The 20,419-nt window shown below is 73.4% G+C and carries 1 protein-coding gene; it reads right to left on the reverse strand.

Annotated elements, in window-relative coordinates; genetic code table 11:
- Nucleotides 1–102: 102 nt before the first annotated feature.
- A complete protein-coding gene (locus ACFYO9_RS02500) occupies nucleotides 103–20,382 on the reverse strand; it encodes an SDR family NAD(P)-dependent oxidoreductase (protein WP_388665919.1) in 20,280 nt (6,759 codons plus the stop codon).
- Nucleotides 20,383–20,419 lie beyond the last annotated feature (37 nt).

The following is a 20,419-nucleotide window of genomic DNA, read 5'->3' on the forward strand; positions in this document are numbered from 1 at the left end:
CGGTCCTCCAGGGACTGCAACCGCCCACGCGTGGCGTGCAGTTCCTGCGATACCGCCTTGAGGTATTGGAGCAGTTCGTTCTCGGTGGGCATGAACTCACTCTCAACTCTGGTCGATGGCGGGCGTGGTGTCGCCGGTGATGGAGATGCCGAGGTTCTTGGTGACGAAGTCGAGGACCTCCGCGGCCGACGCGGCTCCCAGGTCTGCGGAGGCCTGCTCTTCGTCGGCCGGATCGGGGTGGCCCTGCGCCGGAGGTTCGGTCAGGCCGCGGACCGTCTCGGCGAGTGCGGCGCGCTGACCGCCGGTGAGCCGCAGCCCGTTCAGCCTGGCGCCGATCCTGGCGAGGTCGGCCATGACCCCTTCGTAGCCCGGCTGTTCGGGTGCGGTCGCCGCCGGCGCGGATGCCGGTGCGGTCGCCTGTCCGGCGGCCGGGGCCGGGGTGAGCCGGGTGGCGAGGTGGTCGACCAGAGCGCGCGGGCTCGGGTGGTCGAACACCGCGGTCGCGCTGAGCTTCACTCCGATCCGGCCGCTGATCCTGTTGCGGAGCTCCACCGCGGTCAGCGAGTCGAACCCGAGGTCGCGGAAGGCCCCGTCGACGGAGACGCTCCGTGCGTCACCGTGTCCGAGCACCTGGGCCACGTCCGCCAGGACGAGGTCGAGCAGGAGCGCGGTGCGCTGCTCGGCCGGGAGCCCGCGCAGCTTGCTCTCCAGCGTCTCGGCGGGTGCCGTCGGCGCACTCGACGCGGTCCTGCGCCGCCGCGCGGGCGCCAGGTCGCGCAGCAGCGGCGGCACGGTGTCGCCGGTCCGCAGCGCGGCGGTGTCCACACGCACCGGGACCAGGCACGGGACGGCCGAGGTGAGCGCCAGGTCGAAGGCGGCGAGGCCCTCCTCGGTGGTGGTGGGCAGCAGTCCGGTGCGGGCGATCCGGCCGAGGTCGGCGGCGCCGAGTCCGGCCGTCATCGAGCTGGACTCGCTCCACATGCCCCAGGCGACGGAGACCGCCGGGGCTCCCGCCGCGCGCCTGCCGGCGGCGTACGCGTCCAGATAGGCGTTCGCGGCGGCGTAGTTGGCCTGTCCCGCCGAGCCGAGCACTCCCGCGACCGACGAGAACACCACGAAGGCGGCGAGGTCCGCGTCGGCGGTCGTGTCGTGCAGGGCCCGGACGGCGTCCGCCTTCGGGCGCAGCACCGTGGCGAGGCGCTCCGGCGTGAGGGACGCGAGGACCCCGTCGTCCAGGACGCCCGCGGTGTGCACCACGGCGGTCAGCGGATGCTCCGCGGGGATGCCCGCGAGAGCCGCGGCGAGCTGCTCGCGGTCGGCGACGTCGCAGGCCACGGAACGGATCCGCAGTTGGTCGTCCGCGACGGCCGGGCCGTCAGGGCCGTCCGAGCCATCACGGCCGTCCGGGCCGTCCAGGAGGTCGCGAGGTGCTTCGGCGCCGCTGCGGCTGAGCAACAGGACGTTGCGTACGCCGTGTTCGGCGACCAGGTGGCGCAGCACCAGCCGGCCGAGGGTGCCGCTCGCGCCGGTGACGACGACCGTGCCGTCGGGATCGATGGGGCGGGGGACGGTCAGGACGGTCCGCCCGGAGAGACCGCGATCCGCCGCCTCCGCGCGCAGGGCACGGAACGCCCCGGGGGCCGACCGTATGTCGTGGGCGGTGAACGGCAGCGCGCGCAGTGCCCCGGAGTCGAACAGGCCGGTGAGTTCGGCGAGGATCGCCTGCCGTCGGCCGGCGTCCGCAACGGTGGCCGCGGCGCGCGCGTCGGCGGTCCGGTACCGGCCGTCGGCGGTGAGCAGCAGGGCAGCCGCCACCTCGGCGCCGGTGCTGCGGTGCGGGTCGAGTACGAGGTCGAGGCCCCCCGGTACCCGCTGTGCGATGTCGCCGGGCTCGGGCCCGGTGACGTGGGCGCCGTCGAGGCCGAGGTCGCGCAGGGCCGGGTGGGCGGTCGGCGGCGCGGCGGCGTACACCTCGGCGCCCAGGTGCCGGGCGATCCGGACGGCGGCGAGGCCGACGGGGCCCTCGGCGCCGTGCACCAGCACCCGCTGCCCCGCCCCGAGTCCGCCCTCGTCCACCAGGGCGTGCCAGGCGGTGAGGTACGGGGTCGCCGCGGCCGCCGCCTCCGCGAACGTCAGGGACTTCGGCAGGGGGGCGAGGGAGCGGTGGTCGGTGACCGCGGTCCCGGCGAGCGTGCCGCCCTCGGGGAAGACGCCCCAGACACGGTCGCCCACGGCCGGTGCCGTGACCTCCGCGCCGACCTCGGTGACGACTCCGGCGCCTTCGATGCCGGGGGCGCGGTCCGTGTCGGTCAGGTCGTCGGGGGCGATGCTCGCGGCCCGTATCGCGACCCGGACCTCCCGCCGCCCGAGAGGAGCCTCGGGAGCGGGGACGAGGGCGAGCTCGCCGACGTCCGCCGGGTCCTCGCCCGGGCCCGCCGCCGCGAGGCGCCACGCGGATGTGCCGTCCGGCAGCGGGAGCAGGTCGGGTGCGGTACGGCTGAGGCGCGGTACGTACGCCTGCCCGTCGCGCCAGGCGATCTCGGGTTCGCCGGTGGCTACGGCCACCGCGACGGCGTCGGCGACAGCGGTGGCGGCATCGGCAGCGGTGTCGGTGTCGACGAGCAGCAGGCGTCCTGGGTGTTCGGCCCGGGCCGCCCGCATCAGGCCCCACACGGCGGCGGTGACCGGGTCGGGGCGGTCCGTCATGCCGCCCCGGGTGACCACGACGAGCCGTTCGTCGCCGCCGTGCGCGGCGCTGACGTCATCCCCGCCACTCGTCCCAGCCGTCGCAGCCGTCGCAGCCGTCTCAGCCGTCTCATCCTCATCGGACGCAGCGGTCGCATCGGATGCATCGGACGCCTCGGCCGTCCCCGCGAGGAAGCGCTGCACGCGGGCGAGTACTTCGGCCAGCCGGGCCTTCACGTCGCCTCCGGGCCCGACCTCCGCGACGGTGACCCCGGGCACGGGCACCCCGGAGGTCTCCGGCACGGGCACCGGGCGCCAGCGCAGGTGGAGTCCACCGTCCCCGCCGCCGTGCGCCGTCGCCGCGGACATCGGCCGCAGCAGCAGCGCGTCCACGGTGACGACGGGCTGTCCGGCGGTGTCGACGGCGGTCAGGGAGACGGCGCCGTCGGCGGTGGCGGTGAGCCGGACCCGTACCGCACCGGCCCCGGAGGCGTGCAGGGTGACGCCCGTCCAGGAGAACGGGAGCAGCGGCCGCGGCCCTTCGGTGCCGGGCAGGGACGGTACGCCGAGCGTGACGGCGTGCAGGGCGGCGTCGAGGAGCGCCGGATGGATGCCGAACGCGCCGGGCTGCGCGGTGAGTTCCGCCTCCGCGTAGAGCGCGTCGGCCGTACGGCAGGCGGTGCGCAGGCCCTGGAAGAGGGGCCCGTAGCCGTAGCCGCGCTCGGCCAGGTCGGCGTAGAGGCCGTCGACCGGTATCCACTCGGCGTCGGCTCCCGCGGGCGGCAGGCTCCCCGCTTCGCCGGGCTGCGCCGGCGTGTCGGCCAGGGTGCCCGTCGCGTGCTGGATCTGCGGCTCGCCGCCGGAGGCCGGGGCGGCCGAGGAGTGGACGGCGACCGTACGGCGGCCCGTCGCGTCCGGGGCGCCGACGACCACCTGGAGGTAGACCGCGGTGCCGGCGGGCAGCAACAGCGGTTCCTGCAGGGTCAGTTCCTCGACGAACGGGCAGCCCGTCTCGGCGCCGGCGTGCAGGGCCAGGTCGAGGAAGGCGGTGCCGGGCAGCAGCACCGTGCCGCCGATCGCGTGGTCGGCGAGCCAGGGGTGAGCGCCGGGCAGGACGCGGCCGGTCAGCACCGTCTGCCCGTCGGGCAGGTGGACGGCGGCGCCGAGGAAGGGGTGGCGGGTGCCGGTGAGGCCTGCGGCCCGGACGCCGGCCGTCGACGCCGCGGCGTCCTGCCAGTAGCGCTGCCCCGCGAAGGGGTAACCGGGCAGTTCGACGGGGCGCCCGCCGGTGAGCAGCCGGTCCCACCGCACCGGCGTGCCGGCCACGAAGGTCTCGGCGAGGGCCCGGTGCAGCGCGAAGGCCTCGTCCTGGCCCGACTTGAGGGTGGCCACGGCGACGTACGCGTCGTCCCCGAGGCACTCGTCGAGCGTGGCGTGCGCCATCGAGGTCACGGCGGCGTCGGGGCCGACCTCCAGGAACGCGCGGACACCCTGATCGGCGAGGGCCCGCACGCCGTCGGCGAAGCGGACGGCGCCGCGGACGTGCTCCACCCAGTACCGGGCGGTGCACAGGCGCCCGGCGTCGACCGGCCCACCCGTGACGTTCGAGATCACGGGGATCCGCGGCGGGTTGAACGCCAGCCCCGAGAGCGCGTCGGCGAACTCGTCGAGCATGGCGTCCATGCGGTGCGAGTGGAACGCGTGCGAGACGGCGAGGCGGCGCACCCGGTGCCCCGCCTGCCGGAAGTGGTCCGCGACCGCGAGGGCTGCGGCCTCGTCGCCGGAGACGACGACGGCCCGCGGGCCGTTGACAGCGGCGATCCCGACGGCGTCGGTGAGGCCCGCCGCCGCGATGTGCGCCCGGGTCTCCTCCTCGCCCGCCGCGACGGCCACCATCGCGCCGCCCTCCGGCAGGGCCTGCATCAGGCGTCCGCGGGCGGCGACGAGGGCGCACGCGTCGGACAGCGAGAAGACGCCCGCCGCGTACGCCGCGGTGATCTCGCCCAGGGAGTGGCCCATGACGTGCCCGGGGGTCACGCCCCGGTCCCGCAGCAGTTCGAGGAGGCCGACCTCCAGGGCGAACAACCCGGTCTGGGTGTACATGCTCTGCTGAAGCAGCGGCGCGAGCGGGGACCCCTCGGGCGCGAACACGACGTCGCGCAGCGGGTGTTCGGCGTATCCGTCGAGGTGTGCGTCGACCGCGGCGCACACGGCGTCGAAGGCCTCGGCGAAGATGGGGTGGCGGGCGTGGAGCTCCCGGCCCATGCCGGCCCGCTGGGAGCCCTGCCCGGAGAAGACGAGGGCGAGCCCGCCCGCCCCGACGGCCGGTACGGCGCCGGTGACGGCGGCGGGGGCGTCCTCGCCGCGGGCGACGGCGGCCAGCGCCTCGGTCAGGTCGTCGCGTCCGGTGCCCAGGACGACGGCCCTGTGGTCCATCAGGGCCCGGCCGGTGGCCAGGGTGTGGGCGACGTCGCGCGGGTCGGGGGCGGGGTCCCGGTGGGTGGTGTCCCGGTGGGCGGTGTCCCGGTCGGCGGGGTCGGGGCTGGTGTTGGTGGGGGCGCGGTTGATGTGGTCGAGCAGGCGTGCCGCCTGGCGGCGCAGCCCGTCGGCCGTCCTGGCCGACAGGGGCCAGGCGATCACCGGGGCTTCCGGTGCACGCGCCGTCGTCTGCTCGGACGGTGCTGCCTCACCGGGTCCCGCTGCACTCTCGGGCGGCGCGGTCCGGGCGGGCGGTGCTGTGTCCGCGGGCGGCACCGTGTCCGAGAGCGACACCGTGTCCTCGGGCGGCGCTGTCTCCGAGAGCGACACCGTGTCCGCGGGCGGCGCTTCGAGGATCACGTGGGCGTTCGTGCCGCTGATGCCGAAGGACGACACGGCGGAGCGGCGGGGCCGCTCCAGCTCCGGCCACTCCTGCTGCGCGGCCAGCACGCTCACCGCGCCGGACTCCCAGTCGACGTGACGCGACGGCGTGTCGGCGTGCAGGGTGCGCGGCATGACGCCGTGCCGCATCGCCTGCACCATCTTGATGATGCCCGCGACACCCGCCGCCGCCTGCGTGTGCCCGATGTTCGACTTGACGGAACCGAGCCACAACGGCCGCTTCGCATCCCGCCCTTGACCGTACGTGGCGAGCAGCGCCTGCGCCTCGATCGGGTCGCCCAACGACGTTCCGGTGCCGTGCGCCTCCACCACGTCCACATCCGCGGACGTCAGCCGCGCACTGGCCAGCGCGTCGCGGATGACGCGCTGCTGCGAGGGGCCGTTGGGGGCGGTCATGCCGTTGCTGCCGCCGTCCTGATTCACGGCGCTGCCCCGTACGACGGCGTAGACCTGGTGCCCGAGACGCCGCGCCTCGGAGAGCCGCTCGACGACCAACAGGCCCACACCCTCGGCCCATCCCGCGCCGTCCGCGTCGTCGGAGAACGCCTTGCAGCGCCCGTCCACCGACATGGCCCGTTGCCGCGAGAACTCCACGAACGTCGTCGGCGTCGACATGACCGTCACGCCACCCGCCAGAGCGAGGGTGCACTCACCATTGCGCAGCGCCTGCACCGCCAGGTGCAGGGCCACCAGGGACGACGAGCAGGCCGTGTCGATCGTCATCGCCGGGCCCTCAAGGCCCAGTTGGTACGAGATGCGGCCCGACGCCACGCTCGACGCGCTGCCCAGCATGCGAAACCCGTCCATGCCCTCGACGGGCTCGTGCAGCGGCGGACCGTACTCCATCGGCATCAGTCCGGTGAAGACGCCGGTCCTGCTGCCGCGCAGCGAGTCCGGGGCGATACCGGTCCGCTCCAAGGCCTCCCACGCGGTCTCCAGGAGGAGCCGCTGCTGCGGGTCCATCGCGGCGGCCTCGCGCGGGCTGATCCCGAAGAACTCGGGCTCGAACACGGCGGCGTCGTGCAGGAAGCCACCGCGCCGGGTGTACGTCTTGCCGGCCCGGTCGGGGTCCGGGTCGTAGAGGTCGGCGATGTCCCAGCCCCGGTCGTCGGGGAAGTCGGTGATCGCGTCGACCCCGTCGAGGGTCGCCTGCCACAGCTCCTGCGGCGACCTGATCCCACCGGGGAAACGGCACGCCATCCCCACGATGACGATCGGATCCTCGTCGGAGGAGTCACCCCCCGCCGTGCGGACCGGGGTCACCGGGGCCGCGTCCGCCCCGCCGACCTCCTCCTCCAGGTATCCGACCAACGCGGTCGGCGTCGGATAGTCGAAGACGAGGGTCGACGGCAGCCTCAGCCCCGTCACCGTCTGCAACCGCTGCCGCAGCTCCAGACCCGTCAGCGAATCGAAGCCCAGATCACGGAAGGCCCGGTCCGCCTCCACGGAGGACCCACCCGAACCGAGCCCGAGCACCAACGACACCTGCCCACGCACGAGTTCGAGCAGAGCTTCCTTCCGCTCCCCGCCTTCCAGCGCCGCCATCTCCGCCGCCCACGACGAACCCTCCGCCGCAGTGGCCGCGGCGGCCCGGCGCGCGGGTGCGCGGACCAGCGACTTGAACACGGCCGGCAGCCGCTCCTGCGCCGCCTGCTCGCGCAGCGCGGGCAGATCCAGACGGGCCGGGAACAAGGTGGCGCGGTCGGCGGCGAGAGCCGCGTCGAACAGGGCGAGGCCCTGCGCGGGAGACATCGGGGCGAGTCCGCCCCGGGTGAGCCGGGCGATGTCCGTGTCGTCGAGATGTGCGGTCATCGCACTGTCGCCGCCTGCCCACAGACCCCAGGCAAGCGAAGTCGCCGCGAGCCCTTCGGCCCGGCGGGAGAGGGCGAGCGCGTCCAAGTACGCGTTCGCGGCCGCGTAGTTGGCCTGGCCAGCCGTACCCATCACACCGGCGGCGGACGAGAACAGCACGAACGCGGCGAGGTCGGCGTCCCGCGTCAGCTCGTCCAGAAGGCGTGCCCCGTCGACCTTCGGGCGCATGACCGTGTCGATACGCTCGGGGGTCAGGGCCGTGACGACCCCGTCGTCGAGGACACCCGCCGCGTGGATCACGGCAGTGAGCGGGTGCTCGTCCGCGATACCGGCCAGAGCGGACGCCAGACCCTCCCGGTCGGCGACATCACACGCCGCGAACGCCACCGACGCGCCCGCTTCGGTCAGCTCGGCGGCCAGCTCCTCGGAGCCATCGGCGCCGCGACGGCTGACCAGGAGCAGGTGACGTACGCCGTACTCGGCCACGAGATGCCGGGCGAAGAGCCGCCCGAGCGAGCCACCGGCTCCGGTGATCAGAACCGTGCCGTGCGGATTCCACCGGGACGGGGCGGGGGTGGCCTCGGCGGTGGCTTCGTCTTCGGCGTCCGCGTCGGCGGCGACGGTGGCGGCGTCGGCGGCGGCGGCGGGGCGGACGGCCACGAGTCGCGGCGCCGTCAACTGCCCCTCATGCCAGGCGAGTTGGGGCTCTCCCGAAGCGAGTGCGGCGGCCAGCAGCTCCGACCGTGTATCGCTGTCCGCGGAAGCGCCCTTCGCGGGGGCATCGACGACGACGATGCGTCCGGGGTGTTCGGTCTGCGCGGAGCGCAGCAGGCCCCACGCGGCCGCGGTGGCAGGGTCGGGCAGGCCCGCGATGTCGGCGCGGGTGACGACGACGAGCCGTGAGTCCTCGCCGGGACCCCGATCCGAACCGCCGCCGTTGCCGTTGCCCTCGCCGTCACCTTCGCCTTCGCCTTCGCCTTCGCGGTCGCCGTCGCCGTCGCCGTCGGCTGATGCGGCCAGGAAGTCCTGGACCGTTTCCAGTACGCCGGCCACGCTCGCCCGGATGTCCTGGCCGGGTTCGACGTGGGCGACGACGACGTCGGACGGAAGCCCACCGCCGGTAGCACCGTCCGACGGAACCGATACCGGCACGTCGACCCACCGCACCTCGTACAACGGGTCAACGGCCGAGACAGCCGCACCCAACTGCTCCCGCGACATCTTCTGCAACCGCAACTCGTCCACCGACACCACCGGCAGACCCGCACCATCAAACGCGGCCAACCGCACCGCGCCATCCGCATCCCGCGACAACCTCACCCGCAGAGCCGACGCCCCCACCGAATGCAACCGCACCCCACTCCACGAGAACGGCACCCACAGGTCGCCGGAGGGCAACGGGTGCAGGGCCGCGTCGAGAAGGGCCGGGTGGATGCCGAACTCCTGCGGATCCACGGGCAGTGCGACCTCGGCGAACAGTGCGTCGCCGGCACGCCACAGCGCACGCAGCCCCTTGAAGACGGGTCCGTAGCCATAGCCGAGGTCGGCCAGCGTCTCGTAGGCGTCCGCGACGTCCACGCGCTCGGCACCGGCCGGCGGCCACTGCCCCTCCAAGCGCTCCGCCGACGGTACGGGCCCGGCGTCCGCGAGCACTCCGACGGCGTGCCGGACCCACTCCGCTCCCCCGGTCACGTCGGCGTCGGCGCTCTGCACCTGGGAGTGCACGGTGACGTTCCGGCGTCCGGCGGCGTCCGGCGCTCCCACGGACACCTGTACCGACACCTGGGCGTCCTCCGCCAGTACGAGCGGCCGCTCCAGCGTCAGCTCCTCGATGAAACCGCAGCCGACCTCGTCGCCGGCGCGGAGCGTCATCTCGATGAACGCGGTGCCCGGGAGGAGAGCGGTGCCGAAGACACCGTGATCGTCGAGCCACGGGTGAGTGGAACGGGACAGCCGCCCGGTGAGGACGACCTCGTCGCCACCGGCGATCCGGACCGCGGCGCCGAGCAGCGGGTGCCCGGCGGGCCGCAGCCCCAGCCCCGCGGCGTCGACCACGGACCGCCCCGCCGGCAACCAATGACGACGACGCTGGAACGCATACGTCGGCAACTCGACCAGCTCACCACCGGCCAGCCACGGCGACCAATCCACATCCACGCCCGCGACGAACACCTCGGCCAGACTCTGCGCCAGCCGAGCCGCTCCCCCCTCCTGGCGACGCAACGTCCCCACAGCCGTCACACCAGCGACGCCCTCACCTTCGGCGGCCTGAGTGACCGCCCCGACCAGGACCGGATGCGGGCTGGACTCGACGAAGACGCGATGCCCGGCCTCCAGGAGGCGGTGCAGGGCCGCGTCGAAGCGGACGGTCTGGCGCAGGTTGGTGAACCAGTACTCCGCATCCATCGTCGCGGTGTCGATCACATCACCGGTGACCGTGGAAAACAGCGGAACCTGCCCGCTCTTCGGCTCGATCTCCCCGAGAACATCCAGCAGTTCGTCGCGCAGATCATCGACCTGCGGTGAATGCGACGCGTAATCCACCGCGATCCGCCGGACCTGGACCCCATCGGCCTCACACCCGGCCACAAACACATCCAGCTCACCAGGAGCACCCGAGACCACGACCTGCTCGGGCCCGTTGACCACAGCCACCTGCAACCCCGCGGACAACCGCCCTGCAACATCGGCCTCAGGCGCCAGAACAGACACCATCCCGCCCTGGCCCGCAAGCCGCACAATCGCCCGCGACCGCAACGCCACCACACGCGCCGCATCACCCAACGACAACCCACCCGCCACACACGCAGCAGCAATCTCACCCTGCGAATGCCCCACCACAGCAGCAGGCCGCACCCCCAGCGAACGCCACAACTCCGCCAGCGACACCATCACCGCGAACAACACCGGCTGCACCACATCAACCCGCCGCAGCAACCCCTCCTCGCCCTCCCGGACCACGTCCAAGAGAGACCAGCCATCCACGAACGGCTCCAACGCCGCACCACACTCAGCCATCCGCGACGCAAACACCGGCGAAAACCCCAGGAGTTCACGGGCCATACCCACCCACTGCGAACCCTGACCCGGGAACACGAACACCGCACCACCGGAACCATTCGCCCCGGCACGACCGGACACGACCCCCGAAACCTCACGACCAGCCGCCAACTCACCCGTAGCGGTAGCCAGTTCGGCAATGTCGCCGCCGAGTACGACCGCCCGGTGCTCCCACACCGCGCGCCCGCCCACCAGCGTGTGACCGACATCCCGCACATCCAGAGGGGCACCCTCACCCAGCCGGGTCACCAACCGGCCCGCCTGCTCCGCCAGCGCCGCCGCACTCCGCGCCGACAACACCCACGGCACCACCGGGGTGGCCACGACGGCCGGCGTCTCGGGCCATGCGGAGGACTCGGCCGGCGCTGTCGCCTCGGTCGCCTCGGTCGGTCCCGTCGCGTCGTCCGGCGCCGCCTCCAGGATCACGTGCGCGTTCGTTCCGCCGATGCCGAAGGACGACACACCGGAGCGGCGTGGACGGTCGAGCTCCGGCCACTCCTGGTTCTCGGTGAGGAGCCGGACCTGCCCGGACTCCCAGTCGACGTGGTGGGACGGCGTGTCGGCGTGCAGGGTGCGCGGCATGACGCCGTGCCGCATCGCCTGCACCATCTTGATGATGCCCGCGACACCGGCGGCCGCCTGCGTGTGCCCGATGTTCGACTTGACGGAACCGAGCCACAACGGCCGCTCCACATCCCGCCCCTGACCGTACGTCGCCAGCAACGCCTGCGCCTCGATCGGATCGCCGAGGGCGGTGCCGGTGCCGTGCGCCTCGACGGCGTCGACATCGGCCGTGGTCAGCCGCGCGCCGGCCAGCGCGTCGCGGATGACACGCTGCTGCGAAGGGCCGTTCGGCGCGGTCAGGCCATTGCTGCCGCCGTCCTGATTGACCGCGCTCCCCCGCACCACCGCCAGCACCTGGTGCCCATGACGCCGCGCCTCCGAAAGCCGCTCGACGACCAACAGGCCCACACCCTCGGCCCACCCCGCGCCGTCCGCGTCGTCGGAGAACGCCTTGCACCGCCCGTCCACCGACATCGCCCGCTGCCGCGAGAACTCCACGAACGTCGTCGGCGTCGACATGACCGTCACACCACCCGCCAGAGCGAGGGTGCACTCACCATTGCGCAGCGCCTGCACCGCCAGATGCAGCGCCACCAAGGACGACGAGCAGGCCGTGTCGACCGTCATCGCCGGGCCCTCAAGGCCCAGTTGGTACGAGATGCGGCCCGACGCCACACCACCGCTGTTGCCGGTGATCATCAGGCCTTCGACGTCCTCGGTCGCCTCGCCGAGCCAGGTCCCGTAGTCGTGGTACATGAGCCCGGTGAAGACGCCGGTCCTGCTGCCGCGCAGCGAGTCCGGGGCGATGCCGGCCCGCTCCAGCGCCTCCCACGACGTCTCCAGAAGCAGCCGCTGCTGCGGGTCCATCGCCACGGCCTCGCGCGGACTGATCCCGAAGAATCCCGCGTCGAACTCCCCCGCCCCGGCGAGGAATCCGCCCCGGCGGGAGTAGCTCGTGCCGATGCGTGCCGGGTCCGGGTCGAAGAGGTTCGCCAGGTCCCAGTCGCGGTCGTCGGGGAAGTCGGTGATCGCGTCGACCCCGTCGAGGGTCGCCTGCCACAACTCCTGCGGCGACCTGATCCCGCCCGGGAAACGGCACGCCATCCCCACGATGACGATCGGGTCGTTGTCGTCAGCGGCTCCCCCGGATGTGAGGGCGGGCGCCGCCGGGGCCGCGTCCGTCCCGCCGATCTCCTCCTCCAGGTATCCGACCAGCGCGATCGGCGTCGGATAGTCGAAGACGAGGGTCGACGGCAGCTTCAGCCCCGTCACCGTCTGCAACCGCTGCCGCAGCTCCAGACCCGTCAGCGAATCGAAGCCCAGATCACGGAAGGCCCGGTCCGCCTCGACCGAGGACCCAGCCGAACCGAGGCCGAGCACCAACGACACCTGCCCACGCACGAGTTCAAGCAGCGCCTCACGCCGCTCCCCCTCCTCCAGCGCCGCCATTCCCGCCGCCCAGGACGAGGCTTCCGCCGCGGTGGGCGCGACGGCCCGCCGTACGGGTGCGCGGACCAGCGACTTGAACACGGCCGGCAGCCGGCCCTGCGCCGCCTGCCCACGCAGCGCGGGCAGGTCGAAGCGGGCCGGGATGATGGTCGCCCGGTCGGCCGCCAGCGCGGCGTCGAACAGAGCGAGGCCCTGTGACGTCGACATCGAACCCAGGCCGCTGCGTGAAAGCCGGGCTATGTCGGCCTCGTCGAGGTGCGCGGTCATCGCGCTGTCACTGGCCCACAGACCCCAGGCCAGTGAAGTCGCCGCGAGCCCTTCGGCCCGGCGGGAGAGGGCGAGCGCGTCCAAGTACGCGTTCGCGGCCGCATAGTTGGCCTGGCCCGCCGTGCCCATCACACCGGCGGCGGACGAGAACAGCACGAACGCGGCGAGGTCGGCGTCCCGCGTCAGCTCGTCCAGGTGGCGTGCTCCGTCGACCTTCGGGCGCATGACCGTGTCGATACGCTCGGGGGTCAGAGCGGTGACGACGCCGTCGTCCAGGACACCGGCGGCGTGGATCACGGCGGTGAGGGGGTGCTCGTCCGCGATACCGGCCAGAGCGGACGCCAGACCCTCCCGGTCGGCGACATCACACGCCGCGAACGCCACCGACGCGCCCGCTTCGGTCAGCTCGGCGGCCAACTCCTCGGAGCCATCGGCGCCGCGACGGCTGACCAGGAGCAGATGACGTACGCCGTACTCGGCCACGAGATGCCGGGCGAAGAGCCGCCCGAGCGAGCCACCGGCTCCGGTGATCAGAACGGTCCCGTCCGGGTCCCACGTCGGCGCGGCACCCTGCTCCGGCGAGGCGGTGACCACCCGGGGCGCCAAGGCCCTGCCGTCGACCAGAGTGAGCTGCGGCTCACCGCTGGACAGCGCCGACAGGACGACCGCCTCCGTGCGGGAATCCGTACCTGCGGCCGTACCCGTACCCGTACCCGTACCCGCGTCCGTATCCGCACCCATGTCCGCGTCCTCGGGCGCGTCGACCACCATGATCCGCCCGGGCTGCTCGGCCTGCGCCGAACGCAGCAGGCCCCACACGGCAGCCGTCGCCGGGTCCGGCACGTCCGTCATCCCGCCGCGCGTGACCACGACCAGCCGGGCTTCCTCCGCCGCCCCGCCGAGGAAGCGCTGAACCGTGCCCAGCACCTCCGCGACCCGCGACCCTGCGTCCCCGCCCGGCTCGACGTGGGCGACGACGACGTCGGACGGAAGCCCACCGCCGGAAGCACCGGCCGACGGCGCGGATACGGGCACGTCGACCCACCGCACCTCGTACAACGGGTCAGCGGCCGAGACGGCCGCGCCCAACTGCTCCCGCGACATCCTCTGCAACCGCAACTCGTCCACCGACACCACCGGCAGACCCGCACCATCAAACGCGGCCAACCGCACCGCGCCATCCGCATCCCGCGACAACCGCACCCGCAGAGCCGACGCGCCCACCGAATGCAACCGCACCCCACTCCACGAGAAGGGGACCACGATCTCCCCGGCGAGCAGCGGATGCAGCGCGGCGTCCAGCAGCGCGGGATGGACGCCGAACTCATCGACGTCGGAAGGGAGTTCCACGTCGGCGAACAGTTCGTCCCCCGCACGCCACAGCGCACGCAGCCCCTTGAAGACGGGTCCGTAGCCATAGCCGAGGTCGGCCAGCGTCTCGTAGGCGTCCGCGACGTCCACGCGCTCGGCACCGGCCGGCGGCCACTGCCCCTCCAACCGCTCCGTCCCGGCCGACGCGCCGTCGGCCAGCACGCCCACGGCATGCCGGACCCACTCGGCCCCCGCGCCCGGACCGGTGTCGGCATCGGTCTCCTGGACGCGCGAGTGCACGGAAATGGTCCGGCGCCCCGCCTCATCAGGGGCCCCCACCGACACCTGCGCGGACGTGGACACGCCCCGCGCCAGCACGAGCGGCCGCTCCAGCGTCAGCTCCTCGATGACACCGCAGCCGACCTCGCTCCCGGCGTGCAACGCCAGCTCGACGAAGGCGGTGCCGGGCAGGATGACGGTCCCATAGACGGCGTGGTCCTCGAGCCACGGGTACGTGGTGAGCGAAAGCTGCCCCGTGAGGACGAGTCCTTCCTGCGGCGCGAGGGCCACGGCGGCGCCGAGCAGCGGGTGCCCGGCGGGCCGCAGCCCCAGCCCCGCGGCGTCCACCACGGACCGCCCCGCCGGCAACCAATGACGACGACGCTGGAACGCATACGTCGGCAACTCGACCAGCTCACCACCGGCCAGCCACGGCGACCAATCCACATCCACACCCGCGACGAACACCTCGGCCAGACTCTGCGCCAGCCGAGCCGAACCCCCCTCCTGACGACGCAACGTCCCCACAGCCGTCACACCCGCAACGCCCTCACCCTCAGCAGCCTGGGACACGGCGCCCACCAGGACGGGATGCGGGCTGGACTCGACGAAGACGCGATGCCCGGCACCCAGCAGCCCCTTCAACGCGGCATCGAAACGGACGGTCTGACGCAGGTTGGTGAACCAGTACTCCGCGCCCATCGTCGCGGTGTCGATCACATCCCCGGTGACCGTCGAGAACAACGGAACCTGCCCGCTCCTCGGCTCAATCCCCCCGAGCACATCCAGCAGTTCCTCACGCAGATCATCGACCTGCGGCGAATGCGACGCATAATCCACCGCGATCCGCCGGACCTGGACCCCATCGGCCTCACACCCGGCCACAAACACATCCAACTCACCAGGAGCACCCGACACCACAACCTGCTCCGGCCCATTGACCACAGCCACCTGCAACCCCGCAGACAACCGCCCCACAACCTCAGCCTCAGGCGCCAGAACAGACACCATCCCGCCCTCGCCCGCAAGCCGCACAATCAACCGCGACCGCAACGCCACCACACGCGCCGCATCACCCAACGACAACCCACCCGCCACACACGCAGCAGCAATCTCACCCTGCGAATGCCCCACCACAGCAGCAGGCCGCACCCCCAGCGAACGCCACAACTCCGCCAGCGACACCATCACCGCGAACAACACCGGCTGCACCACATCAACCCGCCGCAGCAACTCCTCCTCGCCCTCCCGGACCACGTCCAAGAGAGACCAGCCATCCACAAACGGCTCCAACGCCGCACCACACTCAGCCATCCGCGACGCGAACACCGGCGAAAACTCCAGGAGTTCGCGGGCCATACCCACCCACTGCGAACCCTGACCCGGGAACACGAACACCGCACCACCATCAGCGGCACCCACACCCGCACGCCCCGACACCACACCGGTCGCCTCACGCCCGGCCGCCAACTCACCCAGCGCATTCGTCAGTTCATTCATGTCGCCGCCGAGTACGACCGCCCGGTGCTCCCACACCGCGCGCCCGACAGTCAGCGTGTGACCGACATCCCGCACATCCAGAGGGGCACCCTCACCCAGCCGGGTCACCAACCGGCCCGCCTGCTCCGCCAGCGCCGCCGCACTCCGCGCCGACAACACCCACGGCACCACCGCGGCATCGCCACCCGAAGGATCCGACTCCCCCGGTTCCCGCACCTCGTCGACCGGTGCCGCCTCCAGGATCACGTGCGCGTTCGTGCCGCTGATGCCGAAGGACGACACGGCGGAGCGGCGCGGCCGCTCCAGCTCCGGCCACTCCTGCTGCGCGGCCAGCACGCTCACCGCGCCGGACTCCCAGTCGACGTGACGCGACGGCGTGGAAACGTTCAGCGAGCGCGGCATCACGCCGTTGCGCATCGCCTGCACCATCTTGATGACACCGGCGACACCGGCGGCCGCCTGCGTGTGCCCGATGTTGGACTTGACCGAGCCAAGCCACAACGGCCGCTCCGAGTCGCGACCTTGGCCGTACGTGGCGAGCAGCGCCTGCGCCTCGATCGGGTCGCCCAATGCCGTACCCGTACCGTGCGCCTCCACCACGTCCACATCCGCGGACGTCAACCGCGCACTGGCCAGCGCGTCGCGGATGACGCGCTGCTGCGAAGGGCCGTTCGGCGCGGTCAGGCCGTTGCTGCCGCCGTCCTGATTGACCGCGCTGCCCCGCACCACCGCCAGCACCTGGTGCCCGTGACGGCGCGCCTCCGAGAGCCGCTCGACGACCAGCAGGCCCACACCCTCGGCCCAGCCGGTGCCGTCCGCGTCGTCGGAGAACGGCTTGCAGCGGCCGTCGGCGGCGAGGCCGCGCTGGCGGGAGAACTCGACGAACATGCCCGGCGTCGACAGCACCGTCACCCCGCCCGCCAGCGCCATGGAGCACTCGCCGTTGCGCACCGACTGCACCGCGAGGTGCAGGGCCACCAGGGACGACGAGCAGGCCGTGTCGACCGTCATCGCCGGGCCCTCCAGGCCCAGTTGGTACGAGATCCGGCCCGACGCCACGCTCGACGTGTTGCCGGTGAGCCGGAAGCCCTCGGTGCCGTCGGCCGGGGCGTCGAGGTGCGGACCGTACTCCATGTTGGTGGCGCCGACGAAGACACCGGTCCTGCTGCCGCGCAGCGAGTCCGGGGCGATGCCGGCCCGCTCCAGCGCCTCCCACGACGTCTCCAGAAGCAGCCGCTGCTGCGGGTCCATCGCCGCCGCCTCGCGCGGACTGATCCCGAAGAACCCCGCGTCGAACTCCCCGACACCGGACAGGAATCCGCCCCGCCGCGTGTACGTCGTGCCGGGGTTGGCCGGGTCCGGGTCGAAGAGGTTCGCCAGGTCCCAGCCGCGGTCCTCGGGGAAGTCGGACGTGGCGTCGACGCCGGCGGCGAGCGCCTCCCACAGCCGCTGCGGGGAGTCGATGCCGCCGGGCAGCCGGCAGGCCATGCCGACGATCGCGACGGGGTCGTCGTCGGCCGCCGCCACCGGCCCGGTGGCCGTCGGCGCGGCCGCCGGTGCGTCGAGCGCGCCGACGATCCGGTCGTGCAGGTGGTCGGCGAGGTCGCGGAGCGTCGGGTGGTCGAAGAGGATGCTCGCGGGCATCCGCAGCCCCGCCGCCGAGACGAGGCGGTTGCGCAGCTCGACGGAGAGGACGGAGTCCAGGCCGAGGTCACGGAACGTGGCGTCGGCGTCGACGGCCGCGGTGCCGGTGATGTGGGCCACGTGGTCGGCGAGCCAGCGGACCAGGAAGCCGTCGGGCTCGCTGCGGATGCTGTCGCGCAGGGCGAGCGTCGCGGAGCTGAGGTGCTCCTCGGCCTCGTCGGCCGCAGGTCGTTCGTCGAACCAGTGGCGGCGGCGCTGGAAGGCGTACGTGGGCAGGTCGACGGTCCGGGCCGCGCCGACGACGGCCGACCAGTCGACGGGGGCGCCCGCCGTCCAGGCCGTGGCGAGGCCGGTGAGCAGGGCCTGCGGCTCCGGCCGGTCGCGGTGCTGCAACGCCACCGCGATCTCCGTCTCGGTGGTCGCGACGAGCGGGGTGAGCACGTTGCCGGGGCCGAGTTCGACGAAGCGGGTCACGCCCTGCGCGCGGCACTCGGTGAGCGCGTCGTGGAAGCGGACGGTGGCGCTGAGGTGCCCGACCCAGTACTCCTCCGTGAGGGGCGCGCCGGTGCGTCCGGTGACGGTGGAGACGATGGGGACGGTGGGCTCGCAGACCGCGAGGCCGCGGATCCGGCCGGCGAACTCGTCGAGCATGGGGGCCATCAGCGGCGAGTGGGCGGCGTTCTTGACCCGGAGGCGGCTGGTGCGGTGACCGGCCGCGGCGAGCGCGTCGGCGATCCGCGTGACCGAGGCGTCGGCGCCGGAGAGCACCACGGCGCGGGGCCCGTTGATGACACCGACCGAGACGTCGTCGACGCCGTCGAGGGCGGCGAGCAGCTCCTCCTCGGTCGCCTCGACCGCGATCATGGCGCCGCCGGGCGGGAGTTGCTCCATGAGTTCGCCGCGGGCGGCGACGAGGGCGGCGGCGTGGGCGAGCGGCAGGGCGCCGGAGACGTGCGCGGCGACGATCTCGCCGAAGGAGTGGCCGACCAGCAGGTCGGGGGTGACGCCCCAGGAGACGATCAGGCGGTGGAGGGCGACCTGGAAGGCGAAGAGGGCGGGCTGCATGTACCGCATGCCGTCGAGCGCCTCGGCGGCCGTGTCGTCGTCGCCGAGCAGTACCGCGCGCAGGTCGAGGCCGGGGACGAAGTGGTCGAGCACCTCGTCGAGCGCCGCGGCGAACACGGGGTACGTCTCGTACAGTTCACGCCCCATGCCGACACGGTGGGAGCCGACGCCGGAGAACAGGAACGCGGTCCTGCCGGGCTGGGCGACGCCGCTCACGGCCTGTTCGTGCAGGCGCGCCAGGCCCGCCGTGAGGCCGTCCGCGTCCTTGCCGACGACGACGGCGCGGTGCTCGAACGTGGACCGCCCGGCGGCGAGCGACTTGGCGATGTCCAGAGTCCCGGCGCCGGAGTGGGTGCCGGTCTCGGGGTGGGTGTCCGCGTCCGCGTACGGGCGCTGCTCCACGTGGGCGAGCAGGCGGGCGGCCTGCGCGTCGAGGGCCTCGCCCGATCGGGCCGACAGAACCCAGGGCACCGGGCGCCCGGTCGCGGGGCGGCGTGTCCGGCCTTCGCGCCGCGCCGGTCCTTCCTGAGGCGTCGGCCGCTCGTGGCGCGCCGCCTCGGGGGCCTCGGTCAGCACGACATGGCAGTTGGTGCCGCCGATCCCGAACGAGCTGACGCCCGCCACGAGTTGCTCGTCGGGCGCGGGCCAGTCGGCCGGCTCGGTCTGCACCCGCAGGTTCAGCTCGTCCAGGGGGATCGCCGGGTTGGGGGCGCTGAAGTGCAGGCTGGGCGCCAGCCTGCGGTGGCGCAGGGACAGCGCGGTCTTCAGCAGACCGACGATGCCGGCGGCGGCCTCCAGGTGCCCGACGTTCGTCTTGACCGAGCCGACCCGCAGCGGTTCCCTGACCACCGCCCCGTCGCCGGCGCCTGCGCGCGCGACGACGTCGGCGACGGCCGCGGCCTCGACCGGGTCGCCGACCGGCGTTCCGGTGCCGTGGAGTTCGACGTACTGGACGGCGTCGGGGCTGATCCCGGCGTCGGCGTAGGCCCGGCGCAGGACGTCGCGCTGGCCCTCGGCGTCGGGGTCGGTGAGGCGTTCGCCGCCGCCGTCGTTGTTGACCGCGCTGCCCTCGATGACGCAGTAGACGCGGTCCCCGTCCGCCAGCGCCCGCTCCAGCGGCTTGAGCAGGACGACTCCGCCGCCCTCTCCCCGTACGAACCCGTCGGCGTTCTCGTCGAACGTGGCGCAGCGCCCCTTGGCGGACAGCGCGCCGAGACCCGCGGTGGCCCGCATGCTCTCCGGCGAGAGGATGAGGTTCACACCGGCCGCGAAGGCCAGGTCGGCGTCACCGCGACGCAGGCTCTCGCAGGCCAGGTGGACGGCGACCAGCGACGACGCCTGGGCGGCGTCGACGGCGAAGCTGGGGCCGCGCAGGCCCAGTTGCCAGGAGACCCGGTTGGCGATGACGGCGCGGTGCCGGCCCGTGACGTCGTGCGGCCCGTCGGGGCCCGGCGCCGCGCCGCGGGCGGCGAGGCCCGCGTAGTCGTCGGAGGAGACGCCGACGAAGACGCCGGTACGGGAGCCGCGCAGCACGTCGTCGCGGACACCGGCGTCCTCCATGGCCTCCCACACCAGTTCCAGCGCGAGGCGCTGCTGGGGGTCCATGGCGGCCGCCTCGTCGGGGCCGATGCCGAAGAAGGCGGCGTCGAAGGCGGCGACGTCGTCGAGGAAGCCGCCACGCCAGGACGGGCTGCCGGGACCGCGCTCCTGCGGCCAGGCGGAGACGGTGTCGGTTCCCTCCGCGAGGAGGCGCCACAGCTGCGCCGGAGTCGACGCCGAGGGCACTCGGCAGGAGGCCCCGATCACTGCGATGGCGGTCTCGCGGGCCTCGCCCGTCCTCTGCGCGTCTGACCTGGATGCCTTCATACGGTGAGTATCTGTTTCGGACCCGGGCACGGACTTC

This window comes from Streptomyces sp. NPDC005863 (assembly GCF_042871345.1).
In the GTDB taxonomy this organism is placed as follows: Bacteria; Actinomycetota; Actinomycetes; order Streptomycetales; family Streptomycetaceae; genus Streptomyces.